This is a genomic window from Lactococcus sp. LG606 (assembly GCF_017309645.1).
GTDB lineage: Bacteria > Bacillota > Bacilli > Lactobacillales > Streptococcaceae > Lactococcus > Lactococcus petauri.
The window spans coordinates 905,754-921,794 of the sequence record NZ_CP071301.1 but is presented as its reverse complement, the minus strand read 5'-3'; the positions used below and the strand labels follow the sequence as shown (position 1 = coordinate 921,794).

The window sequence follows — 16,041 nt, the reverse complement described above, 5'->3', positions numbered from 1 at the left end:
AAGAAACATATATATTTAAGGAGAATCTTATGCTTACAATGGGATTTATCGGTTTTGGGAAATCAGCAAATCGCTATCACCTTCCTTATGTTATTCTGCGTGAAAACATCAAGGTTAAAACAATTTTTGATTTACACATTAATGAAGAACTTGCAGCACCATATTTGGAAAAGGGCGTGCATTTCACAACTGATTTAGAAGAAATGCTGAAGGATGATGACATACAACTTATCACAATTTGTACACCAGCCCACACGCATTATGAGCTGGCTAAGAAAGTAATTGAAGCTGGAAAATCAGTAATCGTAGAGAAACCTTTTGTTGACACATTGGAACATGCCAAAGAGTTGCTCGCCTTAGGGAAAGAAAAAGGTGTTATGGTGGCTCCTTACCAAAACAGACGTTTTGATGGGGATTATTTGGCAGTAAAGCAGGTTATTGAGCGTGGCTTACTTGGAGACATTCTTGAAGTGGAAGCGCACATTGATTATTATCGTCCAGGATCAATAACAGAAGAAGGTCCAAAAGAAGCAGGTGCGTTTTATGGTTTAGGTATTCACTCTATTGATAGACTCGTGGCACTTTTTGGGCGTCCTGAAGCAGTAACTTATGATATTAGAAACAATGAAGTTGCAGAAGCAGTAGATAATTTTTTTGACGTTGATTTGCACTATGGAAACCAATTAAAAGTTAAAGTAAAAACAAATCATCTGGTAGCACAAGATTATCCAAGATTTATCGTTCATGGAACAAAAGGTTCCTTTATTAAGTACGGTGAGGATCAACAAGAAAATGATTTGAAAGCTGGAATTATGCCTGAAGTATCAGAATTTGGGGAAGATAGTCCTATGAATTATGGTCTTGTTAAATATCAAAATGCAAATGGCGACTGGATTGAAAAACAAATAAAAACACCTGTTGGCGATTATGGTCGCTATTACGATGCTGCTTATGAAACTATTGTTAATGGTGTTGAAAAATTAGTGAAAGATGAAGAAGTTATCACCAATATTGAGATTTTGGAAAATGGCTTTAACCAAGTTTCACCTTCGGTTTACCGTTTAAGCATGTTGGACTAGGAGATATAGCACTATGAAAAGAATTTTAGGATATGAAGCTTCTGATTTTACACGAGAGAGTACATCAAAAGAATTCAAAAAAGCTATTTTAAAAGCAGAAGGACGCACAATACTCGTGGATCTAGCTGCAGAAAATGCACCACTCTATCCAGAGGTTACAAATGGTGAAATGGCGGCAGCTTTTGGTGCAGATTTATTACTTTTGAAAGATATTGATGTACAAAAGATGGTCATTCCTGGATTAGGGGAGGTTAATGACCTCTCAGAGTTACGGAAGTTAACAGGAACCGCTGTTGGTGTCAATTTAATTATCAAAGATACCGGATCTGAATATAAGAGAGTGACAGACGCATCGATAAAGGAAGTTCTTCGCAAAGGAATAAATTTCTTATCGTTAACAGCATATGTTACGCCTGAAGCAAGCCCAGAGCGTATCGTAGCGGATATTAAGCTGGTACGTCGTTTCTATAATGGCTTTTTAATGCTGAATCCCGTTGTCTCACATGGCTCAGATTTGGTTTGGGAAAACTTAAAAGCCTATATTGATGCCGGAATTGATATGCTTGACTTACCCGCTCCGGGGGCTGTACCAGGTACCACAGAAGAACAAATCGCACGATTAGCCTTTGCGACTAGAAAAACAGGTACATTGGTGGACTGTGTGGTTGGAACTTCGCAAGAAGGTGCAGATAAAAGTACGATTCAAAGTTTAGCTTTGGCGGCCAAACGTGCAGGTGCAGATGTCTTTGAGCTGGGAGATGCAGGCGTAGCTGGAATGCCAGCTCCGGAAAATATTTTTCATGCTTCAATGAGTATTCGAGGAAAACGTCACACTTATGTGAGAATGGCGCGCTCAGCCAATCGCTAATAAAGTAAAAATCATAAGTTACTATCACTTATGATTTTTACTTTATTTTCCTACGATATTGTGTAATAATAATGAGAATGTCAGTTTATGAGGTCGGTATATGAAAAAGAAACAGCCAAAATATTTGGTAATTTATGAAGATGTTAAGGAAAAAATTTTGTCTGGTCACTATCCTATCAACTCCAGGATTGCAGATGGTAACGCCTTAGTACAAGAGTATGATGCGAGTTTAATGACCGTGAAAAAAGCATTGGATATTCTTGTGTCAGAGGGTTTTTTGATTCGCCGAAGAGGTTATGGAACGATAGTAAAAGATTGGACCAAAGGCAAAAAAGCGCATCTCTATGCTGTAGAGGGTTCTTCCAAGCGTCATTCAGGACAAATGGAATCTAAAGTTTTAACTTTTGAAGTCGAGCATCCAAATGCGGATATTGCTCATAAATTATCCATAGATGTAGGGGATTTCATATATCGTATTGAACGGGTAAGATATGTCAAAAAGGTGCCAACGATTATTGAGTACACTTATATGCCCATTTCCATTATTCCACAATTGAAATATTCCCATCTAACGGGTTCCATTTATAAATATATCTTGGAAGAACTTGGTCTTGTTATTCAGAGTTCATTTCTTAATGTTAAAGGTGTACGTCCCAACGCATTAGAAAAACAGACTATGCATCTTACAGATACGGATTTTCTGATGCAAGTCGAGCAAGTTGCTAACCTTGATGATGGACGTATTTTTGAATATTCGATAGCCCGTCATTTACCTGAGTCATTTAACTTTGAGACAGTGATCTTTAACAACTAAACACAGGGCAAAACTTACTTTTAGGTTCCTAAGTTACTCAAAAGTAGGTACTATACAAGTAGGATAATCTGCTATATAATGATTAGAGTACAGAAGTGAAGCTAATGACGAAAGGACCAAATAAATGGATTTAAAATTAACAAATAAACTTGCTTTAGTTACCGGATCAACCAAAGGTATTGGACGTGCGATTGCTGAAAGTCTTGCGGCCGAAGGTACCGATGTTATTATTAATGGCAGAACTTCGGATGTTGTGGATAAAGTAATTGAAGAACTTAACAAAAAATATCCAAACCAAACTTTTTATCCAGCAGCCTATGATTTATCAATAGAAAATGAACGACAAGCTCTTTTTCAAGCTTTTCCAGAAGTTGATATTTTAGTCAATAATATGGCAATATTTAACGATGCAAAGTTTGAAGACATCGAATTAGATGAATGGCGCCGTTACTTTGAGGTTAATTCAATATCAGGGATTGCTTTAGCTCAATTTTATCTTCCTAAAATGAAGACAAAAAATGCTAATGGGCGTGTCATTTTTATCGCATCAGAAGCAGCAATTATGCCAAGTCCAGAAATGCCGCATTATTCTATGACCAAAACGATGAATCTGTCTTTAGCGAAATCCTTAAGCCGTGAAACAGTAGGTACTACGGTAACAATAAATACAGTAATGCCAGGATCAACATTAACTGAAGGTGTTGAGAATTTATTGGCTTCACTTTATCCAGATATAGAGTCTGTTGAAGAGAGAAGTCGCGCCTTCATGTTGAACAATCGTCCAACATCAACGATTCAACGTTTGATTCATCCTGAAGAAATTGGTAATTTTGTCGCTTATGTCGCTAGTCCTCTTGCAGGTGCTTTTTCTGGTGAAGCTCTTCGTATGGATGGCGGGCTTGTTCCGACAATTTTTTAAATAAACAAAAAAACATTGGCCGTAACCAATGTTTTTTATTTACGATAAAGTCGTGTTGAATTTTTTAATTCAGCAAGGCTATAGGGCATAGGATCAGAGAATTTTTGATCAACATGTGCATCCAGACTTTCTGAGAACATTTCTTCATATTCTGGAATAGAAAGTTTTTTACGATTGTCTAAAAGAGCTTGGTGCTCTGATTTACGGAGATGTTTCTCAAAGCCATCAACTAATTGACCAGAGAAAAATTCGGCAACTGTTCCAGAACCATAGCTGAAGAGCCCAATCTTATCATCTGCTTTTAAATTTTCAGCATTTTCTAGCAAGGAAATCAAACTGAGATAAAGCGAACCTGTATAAAGATTTCCTACACGACGATTATAGACAATTTCTTTCTCATACTGCGCCAGAAGATGTTCTTGAACTTCAGAACTTTCATTTTCAAGTTGAGGAAGAAGTGCTTTTTTTCCCATCTTAGTATAAGGAGTATGGAAAGCTAAGGCAGCAAAATCAGAGAAACTAAGGCCAGTACGACGTGCATACTCTTGCCAAACTTTAGCAAAAGCCTCGATATAAGTAGCATTTGAAAACTGACCATCAACAGTTGGATAAGTATCACCAAAAGGACGCCAGAAGTCATAAATATCTTGTGTCAAGCTGACAGAGTCATCATTGAGTGCTAAGATATTAGGGTTAGCTGCAATTAACATGGCTACAGCACCAGCGCCTTGTGTGGGTTCGCCACCTGTGTTCAAGCCATATTTGGCAATATCAGTTGCGATAACGAGAACTTTACGCTCTGGGTGACGATAAACATGGTCTTTAGCCATTTGCAAGCCCGCAGTTGTTGCATAACAGGCTTCTTTAAGTTCAATAGAACGCGCAAAAGGTTGAATATCAAGTAAACCATGAACAACAACAGCAGAGGCTTTTGACTCATCAACAGAAGACTCGGTCCCAACAATGACCATGTCAATTGCTTGCTTATCTTCTTCAGTCAGAATTTCAGCAGCTGCGTTGGTCGCAAAGGTGATGAGATCTTGGCTGATCGGATTGACGGCCATTTGGTCTTGTCCAATACCGATATGAAATTTAGCAGGATCAATGTTACGCGCCAGCGCTAAATCAGTCATATCTACATAAGTTTCAGGAACAAAAAAGGCAAGTTTGTCAATACCAATATTCATATATATCCTCCAGTTTATATGCTTTATTAATTTGTATGTTTAAGCTCCAATTTTAACATAAAAGATTAAAAATTGGAAAAAACTTTTGACTATTTGGGGCAGAAATGTGCTATACTTGGCTTATGAAAGAAATAGTAATTATCGATGCGCTTCGTACGCCTGTCGGAAAATATGATGGTGCTCTGTCAGATAAGACAGCTGCAGAACTGGGTGTTCATGTAGTTAAAAATCTACTTGAGCGCCATGAAGATATTAAAGATGACGTCAAACAAGTGATTTTTGGCAATGTACTACAGGCTGGTACAGGGCAAAATATTGCACGTCAGATCTCAATCAATAGTGGTCTATCTCACCATGTTCCAGCTTCAACGATAAATGAAGTCTGTGGTTCAGGTATGAAGGCAGTGATTCTCGCTAAACAACTTTTACAACTTGAGGAAGCGGATGTCGTGATTGCTGGGGGAACAGAATCCATGTCTCAATCCCCAATCATTCGTCACCGTAAATCTGGTGAAGAAGTTCTTACAATGATGTCTGAGGGCTTGGTAGATGCCTTTAATGGCGAATCTATGGGTTTGATCGGTGAAACAATCGCCGAGCAATTTGAAATTAGTCGTGAAGAACAAGATCGCTTTGCTCAACGTTCGCAAGAAAAAGCTCTAGCTGCACGTACAGCGGGTGCATTTGAAAAAGAAATTGTACCATTTTCAGATTTAGCAGAAGATGAGACAATTCGTGCAAACTCGTCATTAGAAAAGCTTTCTTCACTACGTACGGCCTTCAGTGAAAACGGAAGTGTAACGGCAGGTAACTCATCGCCAGTAAATGATGGTGCATCTGCTTTGATTTTAGCAAACGATGATTATGCCGAAGCCAAAGAGCTTCCAGTCTTGGCAAAATTATTAGCTAGTGAAGAAGTTGGAATTGATCCTGAAATTATGGGTGTTTCCCCGATTAAAGCCATTCGCCAATTGCTTGATCGTACAGATTTGGATATTGAAGATATCGACTTATTCGAAATCAATGAAGCTTTTGCGGCTTCCAGTGTTGCTGTAAATCAAGAACTCAATATTCCAGAAGAAAAAGTGAATATTTATGGTGGAGCTATTGCTTTAGGGCATGCTATTGGTTCATCAGGAGCACGTGTCTTGACTACTTTAGCTTATGCACTTCAACGCGAAAATAAGCGCTATGGTATTGCTAGCCTTTGTATTGGTGGCGGTCTCGGTTTGGCTGTCCTCTTGGAAAACCCTAATTTAGTGTAAGCAATAAATATGAAGAAAAAATTTTACCAAATGAGTCCAGCAGAGCGTCTGGATTTTCTTGACTTAAAGTCAGAAACACGACAAATTCTAGAAGAAACAGTACTTGATGCGGCTTTAGCAGACAATCTCATCGAAAACCAAATCAGTGAATTCGAGCTACCCATGGGCTTGGCGCAAAACTTTGTCATTAATGGCAAAAAATTCCTCGTTCCAATGGTAACCGAAGAACCTTCCGTGATTGCAGCTGCAAGTAATGGCGCAAAAATAGCTGGAAATTTTCAAACGGTGCTTTCAGAACGATTAATGCGAGGGCAGATTGTTTTTTATGATGTTGATCAGGCAGACCACTTAATGCAGACTATCGAAGAAAATCAAGCAGGTATTTTTCGTGCTGCCAAAGAAGCTTATCCTTCCATTATTAAACGTGGTGGTGGTTTACGACAGGTGAGCAGTAGAGCTTTCGAAGCAGAAGGCTTTGTATCCGTTGATTTTAAAGTGGACGTGAAGGACGCAATGGGAGCGAATATTGTTAATGCCATTTTGGAAGGCGTTGCTAATCTTTTTCGCACATGGTTTCCAGAGCAAAAAATATTATTCAGTATCTTGAGCAATTATGCTACGGAATCTTTGGTTAAAGTCAGTTGTGAAATTCCCGTTGAACGACTGAGTAAAGGTAATAATGGGCAAGAAGTTGCGGAAAAAATTCAGGCGGCTTCACGTTTTTCTAAAATAGATCCTTATCGTGCTGCCACACATAATAAAGGCATTATGAATGGCGTCAACGCTGTTGTCCTTGCCACAGGAAATGACACGCGTGCTGTGGCTTCTGGAATTCATGCTTATGCAAGCAAGGAAGGAAGCTACCAAGGTCTAGCGAAATGGGATGTCAAGGATGGCTTACTTTTGGGAAATCTTGAGCTACCATTACCGGTGGCGACGGTTGGCGGGGCAGTGAAAGTTTTGCCAAAAGCTCAAGCTGCTTTAGAACTCTTAGAAATTACAGAAGCCAAAGAATTAGCACAGGTCATGGCTGCAGTTGGTTTGGCACAAAATTTGGCTGCTTTGCGTGCTCTAGTTTCTGAGGGAATACAGCAAGGACATATGAGTTTACAAGTTCGGGCCTTAGCAATGACAGTTGGCGCGAAAGACGAAGAAATCACTATTTTGAGTGAAAAACTTCGCCGAGAAAAAGTAATGAATCAAGCGATAGCTGAAAAACTTTTGCTAGAGATTCGTCAGAACAACAAATAATCAAGGCTCACAACTCGCTTTGCTCCCTACGTATTGCCATTCTAATCTGCTAAAGCAGAAAGAATGGTAATAAAAATGCTGTCAAGTTTTTTTCTTGACAGGGAAAAATTTTATGCTATAATAGTTAAGTAATAAAAAATAGAAATAGGAAATATAACATGTCTGTAAAAATTCGTTTAACTCGCATGGGTTCAAAGAAAAAACCTTACTACCGTATCAACGTTGCTGATTCACGTTCACCACGTGATGGTCGTTTCATCGAAACAGTTGGAACTTACAACCCACTTGTAGCTGAAAACCAAGTAACTTTGAAAGAAGAACGCGTTATGGAATGGCTTAACAATGGTGCACAACCATCTGATACAGTTCGTAACATCCTTTCAAAAGCTGGCGTTATGAAAAAATTCCACGAACAAAAATTCAGCAAATAATATTAAAAGCGGCTTAAGCCGCTTTTTGTCAATTTCACAATAATTTGGACGATTTTAGTCAGAGTAGAGGTAAGAAATGCAAAAAGATGTGAAAGAACTTGTAATGACAATTGTAAAACCTTTGGTCACAGAACCCGATGCTGTTTCATTGGAAATTATCGAAGGTGAAGAATTTATGGAGTACCATTTGGAAGTAGCGGAAGCTGATATTGGTCGTATCATTGGCCGTCAAGGACGTATCATTCAAGCAATTCGCACAGTCGTTTACTTTGTGCCCGTTGAGGGTAAAAAAGTTCGCCTTTTGGTGGATCAATAAGATATTAAATAAAAGAGCGCAGGTCATAAATCTGTGCTTTTTTATTTAATATCTTGGATTTGTGGCAAAAAACTAGACAATTTTAAATTTGGTTTAAGGAACAGTTAACTCACAAATAAGAAAAGAATAGTATATTAAAGATACGACTTTGAAAAATTGCTAAAAGGTTCTGAAAATGGGAATAAGAGGGATAAACTATGATTAAGCTATATACGGCGGCGGCCAACTCATCATCACAAAAGGTAAGAAAATGGCTTATGGATCATCACTTAGAGTTCCAAGAAATCAATCTCACCAAAGATACACTTACAAAAGAAGAAGTTCTTGCAATCTTTTCTTTAACGGAAGAAGGGTCTGATGATATTATTACACGTAGAGGAAAAGCCATCCAAAATTTAAAAGATGATTTTTATTCTTTAACGATTCAAGAACTGATTCAAGCAATCGTTGATAACCCCCTACTACTTCGTCAGCCATTAATCATAGACAATAGCCATTTGCAAGTCGGCTACCACGAAGAAGATATCCGAAAATTTTTGCCTCGAGAAGTACGGAAAGTTATGATTGAAGACTTTGCTAAAAAAAGAAAATTATAAATAAAAATGCTGATTTAAAGATCGGCATTTTTTTATTTGACAATTTTCAAATAAAGGAGTAATCTATATATGTAAATAAAACATGTTTAATTTACATATATAGAAAGAAGGACTAAAAATGAAAAAATACTCTACATTAAAAGACTTTATCGGCTCACATATGATTTATACCTATGACAATGGTTGGGAATACGAAATTTATATTAAAAATGAGAAAACAATCGATTACCGTATTCATGGCGGAATGGTTGCTGGTCGTTGGGTAAAAGAACAAGAAGTTGACATCGTGATGCTTACAGAAGGTATTTATAAAGTTGCTTGGACCGAACCAACAGGAACAGATGTTGCTTTAGACTTCATGCCAAATGAAGAAAAAATGCACGGTATGATTTTCTTCCCAAAATGGGTACACGAACATCCAGAAATTACGGTATGTTTCCAAAATGACTTTATCGATGTGATGCATGAATCACGTGAAAAATACGAAACTTATCCAAAATACCTAGTCCCAGAATTTGCTACAATCTCGTATATTGCTAATGCTGGAACAGACAACGAAGATGTCATTGCCCAAGCACCATATGAAGGTTTACCAAATGATATTCGTGATGGTAAGTATTTTGATGAAAACTACCAAAAAGTAAACAAATAAGAAATAGAAAGATGAGTTCATTCATCTTTTTTTCATTTATAGCCTGAGAGTGTTTATTTCAATATTATTCCGTTATAATAGAGTTTACATTTACAATTTTCAAAAATTGGGTTATTATGGAATAAGGGAGAAATAAAATGGCCAGTGAAGATAAATTGTCTTATATTATTTTGGGTTTGTTGAAGCATGAACCATTAACAGGATATGATTTAAAGAAAAATTTCGAAAGCGAAGTGGGCGAATTTTGGCAAGCAAATACGGGACAAATTTATCCGACCTTAAGAAAACTTTTTGAGGCTGAAGCAGTCGATTTTGATGTCGAAATTGTTGGTGCCAAATTAAAGAAAAAAAAGTACTACATCACAGATAAGGGGCGTGAAATGTTTGACCAATGGATTCAAGCGCCTGCTGAACTCTATGCTGTTCAAAAGGACGAATTTATGTTAAGGTTGTACTTTTTGAAGAATGACGACGATGTCCGAATTATTGACTTAATTAATGAAGAAATAGAAGTACATAAGAAAAAACTGAATTATCTTCTGCAACGTCAAGCACATATCTTTGGAGGAGATGATCCTAAAGAAAAAGATGGACATTTTTTAGTTTTAGATTTTGCCATCCAAAGAGAAAACTTTCGACTTGATTGGCTACAAAAGGTGAAAAGTAGTCAAGTTAAGTCTGAGAGTCAGAGATAATACGAGCGTATAATAAAAAGCATCTAGAATTCTAGTGTTTTTTTATTAAACAAGCAGTGTCGCAATGAGGACCGGTAAAGTTTTTGCTATAATAGAGAAGAGAGAATTTTTAAGAATGATTAAAAAATAAAGGGGATAATCTATTGACGGTAAATCTTATAATAATAGTATTAATGATTGCTTTTACAGCTTTCTTTGTTGCATCTGAGTTTTCTTTGGTGAAAATACGTAAAAGTCGTTTAGAAACACTGGCAGCTGAGGGCAACAAACAAGCAAAATTAGCTATTGTTGTTGTGGAGCATTTGGATTCATACTTGAGCGCCTGTCAGTTAGGGATTACATTGACTTCTTTGGCTATTGGTTGGGTTGGAGAAAGCACAATTCACGCCTTACTTGCGCCTGTGATTCATTATTTTCCACTGCCTAATACGATTGCAGAAAGCTTTTCAATTGTTTTAGCTTTCTTGCTGATTACTTTTGTTCACGTCGTAATTGGTGAATTGATTCCGAAATCACTCAGTATTTCGAAGACAGAAGCTGTTGTTTTAGCAGTCGTAAGACCTTTGCACTATTTTTACAAGCTTACATATCCCTTTGTCTGGCTGTTGAATGTTTCCGCAAGCTCTATTGGGAAACTCTTTAATCTTAGTCTGGCATCAGAAGGAGAAGAAACACATTCGGAAGAAGAACTCCTTTTGATAGCCAACCAAAGCTTTGCTAAAGGTGAAATTAACGAAAAAGAATACGAGTATCTCAACAAAGTTTTTGAATTTGATGATTTATTAGCCAAAGAAATTATGGTCCCTCGTCTCGATATGGAAACAATTGCTTCAGATAAAACAATTAAAGAAGCGCTAGAGTTTGCAATTGAAAAAGGACACACGCGTTTCCCAGTCATTGGCAAATCTAAGGACAATATCTTAGGATATGTGACTCTCCAAGCTCTTATTAAGGAGTATCTTGTGTCGCCAATGCAAAAAGTGCGTACGATTGCTCAGGAACCCATTGTCTTTATCGATACTATCCCAGTCAAAATCTTGCTTTCACAAATGCAAAGTGAACACAAACATTTCGCAATTTTGTCTGATGAATATGGTGGAACCAGCGGTTTAGTAACGATTGAAGATATTCTGGAAGAACTTGTGGGTGATATTCAAGACGAGCAAGATCATGAAGAAGAAAATATTGTCGAAGTTGAACCAGGAATTTATCATGTCAAAGGGAAAACTCCTTTATCTGAAATTGAAGATAAGTTTGATACTGATTTCGATAATCCTTCGGCAAGCAATACTATCAGTGGTTATATTATTAATGCTTATCTGGAAAATAGAGAAGAATTTGACGTAGGGAGTATTAAAGTTTTGAATAATTTACAGATAAGGATTCTTGAAATGGACAGGGTGACTCCAAGTGAGTTAGAGATAACTAAAGTAGAAAAAATCATCTAGATTTTGATGATTTGTAGATATTCAAAAGTTCACATAAAAATGTGAACTTTTTTTGATAAATATTTTAAAAAGACATTTCTTATATTTTGTACACTTTTTAATATAAACTTGACAAACCAGATAGGACATGGTAAAATTCTATTTGTTCATGTGAATACAAACACAAGGAGAGATTATGAAAATTTGGACAAAATTAGGATTGCTTGCCATTGTTGGCCTTTCATTAACGGCATGTGGAGGAAATGCTCAAAATAAAAGTACGTCTTCTAGTTCATCAGAAAAGACTGATGCTAAAACAGGCGCCAGCAAAACTATGACTTATGCAGAACCGTCAAGCTTGAAAAAAAGCTATGATGTCATCATCGTTGGTTCTGGTGGTGCAGGGATGACAGCAGCTATCGAGGCGAAGGATGCGGGAATGAATCCTGTTATTCTTGAGAAAATGCCGATGGCTGGCGGAAACACTTCCAAAGCATCTGCTGGATTGAACGCTTCGGAAACATCTGTCGAAAAAGCACAAGGTGTTACAGACTCAAATGATAAATTTTATGAAGAAACACTTAAAGGTGGTGGAGGAACAAATGATAAAGAACTCCTTCGTTACTTTGTCGATCATTCTGCAGCAGCAGTAGATTGGTTAGCACAGAATGATATAGTCCTTGATAATTTAACGACTACAGGTGGGATGAGTGTTTCTAGAACACACCGTCCACATGATGGTTCAGCTGTCGGAGCTTATCTTGTTAAAGGATTAGAAGAAAATATATCTAAACGTGATATTCCAGTTTTTGTTAATAGTGATGTGACAAAAATAAATGAAAAAGACGGAAAAGTCTCAGGTGTCGAAGTTAAAATCGAAGGTGAAACAAAACAAGTTGACTCAAAAGCTGTCGTTGTAACAACAGGTGGATTTGGGGCCAATCAGAAAATGATTGCTAAATATCGTCCTGACTTGAAAGACTATGTCACAACTAATGCAGCTGGTTCTACTGGGGATGGGATTGAAATTATTTCCGCTCTTGGAGGTGCTTTGGTTGATATGGATAAAATTCAAATTCACCCTACTGTTTTCCAAAAAACAGGATATCTTGTATCTGAGTCAATTCGTGGTGAGGGAGCTATTCTCGTAAACAAAGAAGGTAATCGTTTCTTTAATGAAATGGATACACGTGATAAAGTTTCCGCAGCGGAGCTCATACAAGATGGCAAATATGCCTATGCCATTTTTGGTGAAGGAACAAAGGATAAAGTTAAAGCTGTAGATCAATATATTTCTAAAAATATGGTTGTTGAGGCAGATAATGTTGAGGAACTTGCGAAAAAACTTGATATAAAACCAGAAGAACTTAAAGCAACAGTGACTAAATGGAACAAAGCAGTGGCCGATAAAAAGGATTCAGAATTTGGACGTACAACAGGGATGACCAATGATATTTCTGGAAAGGTTTATGCTATTAAAGTTGCACCAGGAATTCATCACACTATGGCTGGTGTCAAAATTAATACACAAACACAAGTTCTAAAAGAAGATGGTCAACCAATAAAAGGTTTATATGCCGCTGGTGAAGTTACAGGTGGTTTGCACGGTGGTAATCGTATCGGAGGAAATGCAGTCGCTGATATCATTATCTTTGGACGTCAAGCTGGCCAAGAATCTGCAAAATATGCAAAAGCTTAATAAATATTTTCACTTGAAATAAAAAACATCCTAAAGTTGGATGTTTTTCTTTTTATAAAAGTTTTATTTTTCTCAACCAATACCAGACACCACCACTAAGGGCGAGCGAAATCGCCAAAACCAATAGGAAACCAAAGGAGAATTCTTCAAAGGGAAGTTTAAGATTTATGCCCCAAAAGCCATAAATCATGGTTGGTATAGTCAAAACGATAGAAATTTCGGTGAGAGTTTTCATTATGGTATTGAGACGGAAGGAACTTAGATTGTTGACCATTGTATCTAAGCTAGCAAGATATTTATTATAGGCTTGAGTAAGCTTTTTTAAACTGTCTAAATTTTCCTCAAGTTTTATAATGCCGCTATGTCCATTTTCGTCTAAATTCAAAGTATTTTTTTCACGCTTAAAAAATTCTATTATTTTGTCATCACTATCATAGGTTAGGGATAAACTGATTAAATATTTTTTGAGTTGAAGTAATTGACTGAAGAGTGAGCGTGTAGGACCATTATCATTAATCGAGGTCTCTAGTTTTATAATTTCATCCCTAATTTTTTGCGCATCTGCGGTCATTTTAGCAAGAGCTGCATTAATCAAGTCAACCAAAATTTCTTCGGTTTTTAATTCCTTCTGGCAGTCTTTAAGGAATTCTAAGATGAAGTCTTCTTTATCTTCAGTAATAATCATTACTGAATGTTCAAGCTTTAAAATAAGTAGAGAGTCAACCATATGCTCAAATTCAGCTTCCTCCCTCTCTCTTGGATAGAGAAGAAGTAAAGTGATATATCCATTTCCATTCTCTCCCTTATTAAAGAAATAGTTAGCCTCTTTTTTATCATAAAACAAAGAAGAGAGATCCTGTTGATATTGATTATTTAGATGTTTGAAAAATTGACGGTCAGGTTGATAAAAGTAAAATAAGGTATTATCCTCTTCACTTTCAAGGGGAGCTATTTTAGAAGCAGCAACTTCTAAAGCTTTAAGGATTTTATATTTAAACATTGACTTTCCTCCAAAAAGAGTCACTTCCAAAAGTAAAATAAGATATGATAGCCAAAAGGCCCCTATCATAGAGGCCAACTTAGAAGTTAGATTTTAAGAAAGAAGCGGAAATCTTACTCTACTCTCCCATTTTCAGGCGTCATGTCGTCAACTTTATCTTTTACTTTATCGACTTGTTTTGAGGTAAATTTTCCTGTCGTTTGCGCTGCGTCAACCACACGATCTTGGACAGTTACTTCGTCATCTTTTTGTTGTTCTTTTGTCTTAATGTCTGTAACTGTTACATTAACTTCTACAACATCTAGGTCTGTCATGTTTGCAACTTCTTTACGGATAACATCCTTGATGCGGTTATAAATTTCTGGAACATTTTTACGGTATTCTGTGATAACTTTCAAATCTACTGCAACTTGTGTTTTGCCCACTTCAACATCAACTCCAGAAGTTACGTCATCCGTATTTACAAGTTTTCCAGTTAAGTTAGAGAAGAAGCCACCTTCGACAGCCAGTAAGCCATCCACGGTTTCTAAAGCTAATCCTACAATTTTTTGGACTACTTTGTCTTCGTAAGTTAATTCTCCTTTGATATCCTGAGTATTTTCGTGATTCTTAGAAGCAGTATGCTCAGTTTCGGCCATTGTTCCAAAGGGTTTCATGTTTTCTTGTACCATTTAATTCTCCTTATTTTTAAGTTATTTCCGATTTTTTAAGTGTTCAATGATTCCAGTCTTTTGTAGAAATAAGCCCGCTATTACACCAAAGCCAATTAATATCAACAGTAGAACCATTTTCCAAAAACCAATAGTGAAGATGGCAATGGCAGCTATACCACCGATAATGCCACCAATAATTGGATATCGATATCTTTCCAGATAATCCATTGACACCTCCTATACAACGCGAGAGCGTTTATTGTTTGTTTCTTTATTTAATGCATTTACTTCAACTTTTATTTTTACAGGTTGATCTACACCAAAGAAAAGTTTTAAGCTATCAATAATCTCTTGTTCGAGCAATCGTGATTTTTCAGCAATTTCGACCCGAGGAATGATTTCCCCCTTCACATCAATGTTTATTTTCTTTTTATAGAGTGTAACATTAATGCGCGGAGATTTGAGAAAGTCATTTTCGAGAACTTTCTCACGGACAAGTCCTTCAATAGCTGAACGTTTTAAAGTGAGTTTTCCACCATGAGTAGGTAGTTCAATATCAATATAGGTACGAGGATAAAATGCGATGATGAGTAAGGCAATTATTAAAATAACAGCCAAGATAGCATTTCCCCAGAATAGATAGACAGGTATGAATTCACCGATATAGACGACTTGACTTGAAGCACTTGTCATATCGCCATACTCCACTAAATTGTAGTAATCCCAAGCTGAAGGAACTACAAGAGAAAGTAGGAGGAGATCAAATACGATGAGAATAAATTTCTTTCCAGATGACACAAGGCCTCCTTTCTAGATGCTTTAACGAAAAAATTAATGACTCATTTTTGATAAAACAAAGGATACAACGGCCACCACAATAACGGCACCGATGATTGAGGGAATCAAAGCCATACCGGCCAATGAAGGCCCCCAGCTTCCGAGGAGGGCTTGACCCACAGCAGAACCGACTAAACCGGCTAAGATGTTGGCAATCCAGCCCATGGAGCCTCCTTTAGTGATGACTCCTGCAATTAAGCCAATGATGGCTCCGACAATAAGTGACCAAATCATAAAATACCTCTTTTCTAGTATGTGCTGACATACATTTCTATTCTTAAACTAACACATCTGGAAAGCGGATTCAAATGATTGGTTTATTATTTTTTCATTATTCCAAAAAAATAAGAGC

Annotated in this window: 19 protein-coding genes; 13 read left to right on the top strand and 6 right to left on the bottom strand. The window is 37.0% G+C overall.

The window, feature by feature from the left end:
* Positions 1-29 precede the first annotated feature (29 nt).
* The 4 genes from J0J35_RS04540 (at position 30) to J0J35_RS04525 (ending at position 3,680) form a co-directional block, all read left to right on the top strand.
* Positions 30-1,079, top strand: coding sequence for an oxidoreductase (locus J0J35_RS04540; RefSeq protein WP_019335494.1), 1,050 nt, complete (start codon positions 30-32; stop codon positions 1,077-1,079).
* A gap of 13 nt (positions 1,080-1,092) precedes the next feature.
* Positions 1,093-1,947, top strand: a complete 855-nt coding sequence (locus J0J35_RS04535; protein WP_165716908.1) for a hypothetical protein — start codon at positions 1,093-1,095, stop codon at positions 1,945-1,947.
* 100 nt (positions 1,948-2,047) lie between these two features.
* Complete coding sequence (locus J0J35_RS04530; protein WP_206887507.1) at positions 2,048-2,761, top strand: GntR family transcriptional regulator; 714 nt, start codon at positions 2,048-2,050, stop codon at positions 2,759-2,761.
* Between the two features lie 124 nt (positions 2,762-2,885).
* The gene (locus J0J35_RS04525) at positions 2,886-3,680 is read left to right on the top strand and encodes an SDR family NAD(P)-dependent oxidoreductase (protein WP_019292396.1); all 795 of its coding nucleotides are present in this window, start codon (positions 2,886-2,888) and stop codon (positions 3,678-3,680) included.
* 35 nt (positions 3,681-3,715) lie between these two features.
* Here the strand turns inward: J0J35_RS04525 and J0J35_RS04520 are convergent, their stop codons facing one another.
* The gene (locus tag J0J35_RS04520) at positions 3,716-4,867 is read right to left on the bottom strand and encodes a hydroxymethylglutaryl-CoA synthase (RefSeq protein WP_206917985.1); all 1,152 of its coding nucleotides are present in this window, start codon (positions 4,865-4,867) and stop codon (positions 3,716-3,718) included.
* Between the two features lie 122 nt (positions 4,868-4,989).
* Between J0J35_RS04520 and J0J35_RS04515 the strand changes: the two genes are divergently transcribed.
* From J0J35_RS04515 to J0J35_RS04475, 9 genes are all read left to right on the top strand, one after another.
* Entirely contained in the window at positions 4,990-6,132 is a 1,143-nt protein-coding gene (locus J0J35_RS04515) for a thiolase family protein (RefSeq protein ID WP_029343395.1), read from the top strand.
* A 9-nt stretch (positions 6,133-6,141) separates the two neighbouring features.
* Complete coding sequence (locus tag J0J35_RS04510; protein WP_206917983.1) at positions 6,142-7,383, top strand: hydroxymethylglutaryl-CoA reductase, degradative; 1,242 nt, start codon at positions 6,142-6,144, stop codon at positions 7,381-7,383.
* Positions 7,384-7,541: 158 nt separating this feature from the next.
* Positions 7,542-7,814 carry a 30S ribosomal protein S16 gene (gene rpsP, locus J0J35_RS04505; protein ID WP_004256337.1) on the top strand — a complete coding sequence of 91 codons (273 nt, stop codon included), beginning with the start codon at positions 7,542-7,544 and terminating at the stop codon, positions 7,812-7,814.
* Between the two features lie 76 nt (positions 7,815-7,890).
* A complete protein-coding gene (locus J0J35_RS04500) occupies positions 7,891-8,130 on the top strand; it encodes a KH domain-containing protein (RefSeq protein WP_004256341.1) in 240 nt (79 codons plus the stop codon).
* A gap of 197 nt (positions 8,131-8,327) precedes the next feature.
* A complete protein-coding gene (locus J0J35_RS04495) occupies positions 8,328-8,726 on the top strand; it encodes a Spx/MgsR family RNA polymerase-binding regulatory protein (protein WP_019292392.1) in 399 nt (132 codons plus the stop codon).
* A 118-nt stretch (positions 8,727-8,844) separates the two neighbouring features.
* Positions 8,845-9,378, top strand: coding sequence for a phenolic acid decarboxylase (locus J0J35_RS04490; protein WP_117517332.1), 534 nt, complete (start codon positions 8,845-8,847; stop codon positions 9,376-9,378).
* Between the two features lie 137 nt (positions 9,379-9,515).
* Complete coding sequence (locus J0J35_RS04485) at positions 9,516-10,073, top strand: PadR family transcriptional regulator (protein WP_019293592.1); 558 nt, start codon at positions 9,516-9,518, stop codon at positions 10,071-10,073.
* Positions 10,074-10,216: 143 nt separating this feature from the next.
* A complete protein-coding gene (locus J0J35_RS04480; protein ID WP_061412907.1) occupies positions 10,217-11,521 on the top strand; it encodes a hemolysin family protein in 1,305 nt (434 codons plus the stop codon).
* Between the two features lie 175 nt (positions 11,522-11,696).
* Positions 11,697-13,199 (top strand): flavocytochrome c, encoded by a 1,503-nt coding sequence (locus J0J35_RS04475; protein WP_206917980.1) that lies wholly within the window; start codon positions 11,697-11,699, stop codon positions 13,197-13,199.
* Positions 13,200-13,251: 52 nt separating this feature from the next.
* Here the strand turns inward: J0J35_RS04475 and J0J35_RS04470 are convergent, their stop codons facing one another.
* The 5 genes from J0J35_RS04470 to J0J35_RS04450 all read right to left on the bottom strand — a co-directional run bounded on the left by J0J35_RS04470 (position 13,252) and on the right by J0J35_RS04450 (position 15,923).
* Entirely contained in the window at positions 13,252-14,199 is a 948-nt protein-coding gene (locus J0J35_RS04470) for a magnesium transporter CorA family protein (protein WP_195917199.1), read from the bottom strand.
* Between the two features lie 113 nt (positions 14,200-14,312).
* On the bottom strand, positions 14,313-14,870 hold the full coding sequence (locus tag J0J35_RS04465) for an Asp23/Gls24 family envelope stress response protein (protein WP_019292386.1): 558 nt from the start codon (positions 14,868-14,870) through the stop codon (positions 14,313-14,315).
* A 21-nt stretch (positions 14,871-14,891) separates the two neighbouring features.
* A complete protein-coding gene (locus J0J35_RS04460) occupies positions 14,892-15,080 on the bottom strand; it encodes a DUF2273 domain-containing protein (RefSeq protein WP_014024981.1) in 189 nt (62 codons plus the stop codon).
* Positions 15,081-15,089: 9 nt separating this feature from the next.
* Entirely contained in the window at positions 15,090-15,650 is a 561-nt protein-coding gene (gene amaP, locus J0J35_RS04455; RefSeq protein WP_019292385.1) for an alkaline shock response membrane anchor protein AmaP, read from the bottom strand.
* Positions 15,651-15,683: 33 nt separating this feature from the next.
* Entirely contained in the window at positions 15,684-15,923 is a 240-nt protein-coding gene (locus J0J35_RS04450; protein ID WP_004256350.1) for a GlsB/YeaQ/YmgE family stress response membrane protein, read from the bottom strand.
* Between the last annotated feature and the right edge of the window lie 118 nt (positions 15,924-16,041).

Excerpts from the sequence above, each read along its gene's own strand:
- J0J35_RS04540 (WP_019335494.1), top strand. The coding sequence starts at position 30 with ATGCTTACAATGGGATTTATCGGTTTTGGGAAATCAGCAAATCGCTAT.
- J0J35_RS04535 (WP_165716908.1), top strand. The coding sequence starts at position 1,093 with ATGAAAAGAATTTTAGGATATGAAGCTTCTGATTTTACACGAGAGAGT.
- J0J35_RS04530 (WP_206887507.1), top strand. The coding sequence starts at position 2,048 with ATGAAAAAGAAACAGCCAAAATATTTGGTAATTTATGAAGATGTTAAG.
- J0J35_RS04525 (WP_019292396.1), top strand. The coding sequence starts at position 2,886 with ATGGATTTAAAATTAACAAATAAACTTGCTTTAGTTACCGGATCAACC.
- J0J35_RS04520 (WP_206917985.1), bottom strand. The coding sequence starts at position 4,867 with ATGAATATTGGTATTGACAAACTTGCCTTTTTTGTTCCTGAAACTTAT.
- J0J35_RS04515 (WP_029343395.1), top strand. The coding sequence starts at position 4,990 with ATGAAAGAAATAGTAATTATCGATGCGCTTCGTACGCCTGTCGGAAAA.
- J0J35_RS04510 (WP_206917983.1), top strand. The coding sequence starts at position 6,142 with ATGAAGAAAAAATTTTACCAAATGAGTCCAGCAGAGCGTCTGGATTTT.
- rpsP (WP_004256337.1), top strand. The coding sequence starts at position 7,542 with ATGTCTGTAAAAATTCGTTTAACTCGCATGGGTTCAAAGAAAAAACCT.
- J0J35_RS04500 (WP_004256341.1), top strand. The coding sequence starts at position 7,891 with ATGCAAAAAGATGTGAAAGAACTTGTAATGACAATTGTAAAACCTTTG.
- J0J35_RS04495 (WP_019292392.1), top strand. The coding sequence starts at position 8,328 with ATGATTAAGCTATATACGGCGGCGGCCAACTCATCATCACAAAAGGTA.
- J0J35_RS04490 (WP_117517332.1), top strand. The coding sequence starts at position 8,845 with ATGAAAAAATACTCTACATTAAAAGACTTTATCGGCTCACATATGATT.
- J0J35_RS04485 (WP_019293592.1), top strand. The coding sequence starts at position 9,516 with ATGGCCAGTGAAGATAAATTGTCTTATATTATTTTGGGTTTGTTGAAG.
- J0J35_RS04475 (WP_206917980.1), top strand. The coding sequence starts at position 11,697 with ATGAAAATTTGGACAAAATTAGGATTGCTTGCCATTGTTGGCCTTTCA.
- J0J35_RS04470 (WP_195917199.1), bottom strand. The coding sequence starts at position 14,199 with ATGTTTAAATATAAAATCCTTAAAGCTTTAGAAGTTGCTGCTTCTAAA.
- J0J35_RS04465 (WP_019292386.1), bottom strand. The coding sequence starts at position 14,870 with ATGGTACAAGAAAACATGAAACCCTTTGGAACAATGGCCGAAACTGAG.
- J0J35_RS04460 (WP_014024981.1), bottom strand. The coding sequence starts at position 15,080 with ATGGATTATCTGGAAAGATATCGATATCCAATTATTGGTGGCATTATC.
- J0J35_RS04450 (WP_004256350.1), bottom strand. The coding sequence starts at position 15,923 with ATGATTTGGTCACTTATTGTCGGAGCCATCATTGGCTTAATTGCAGGA.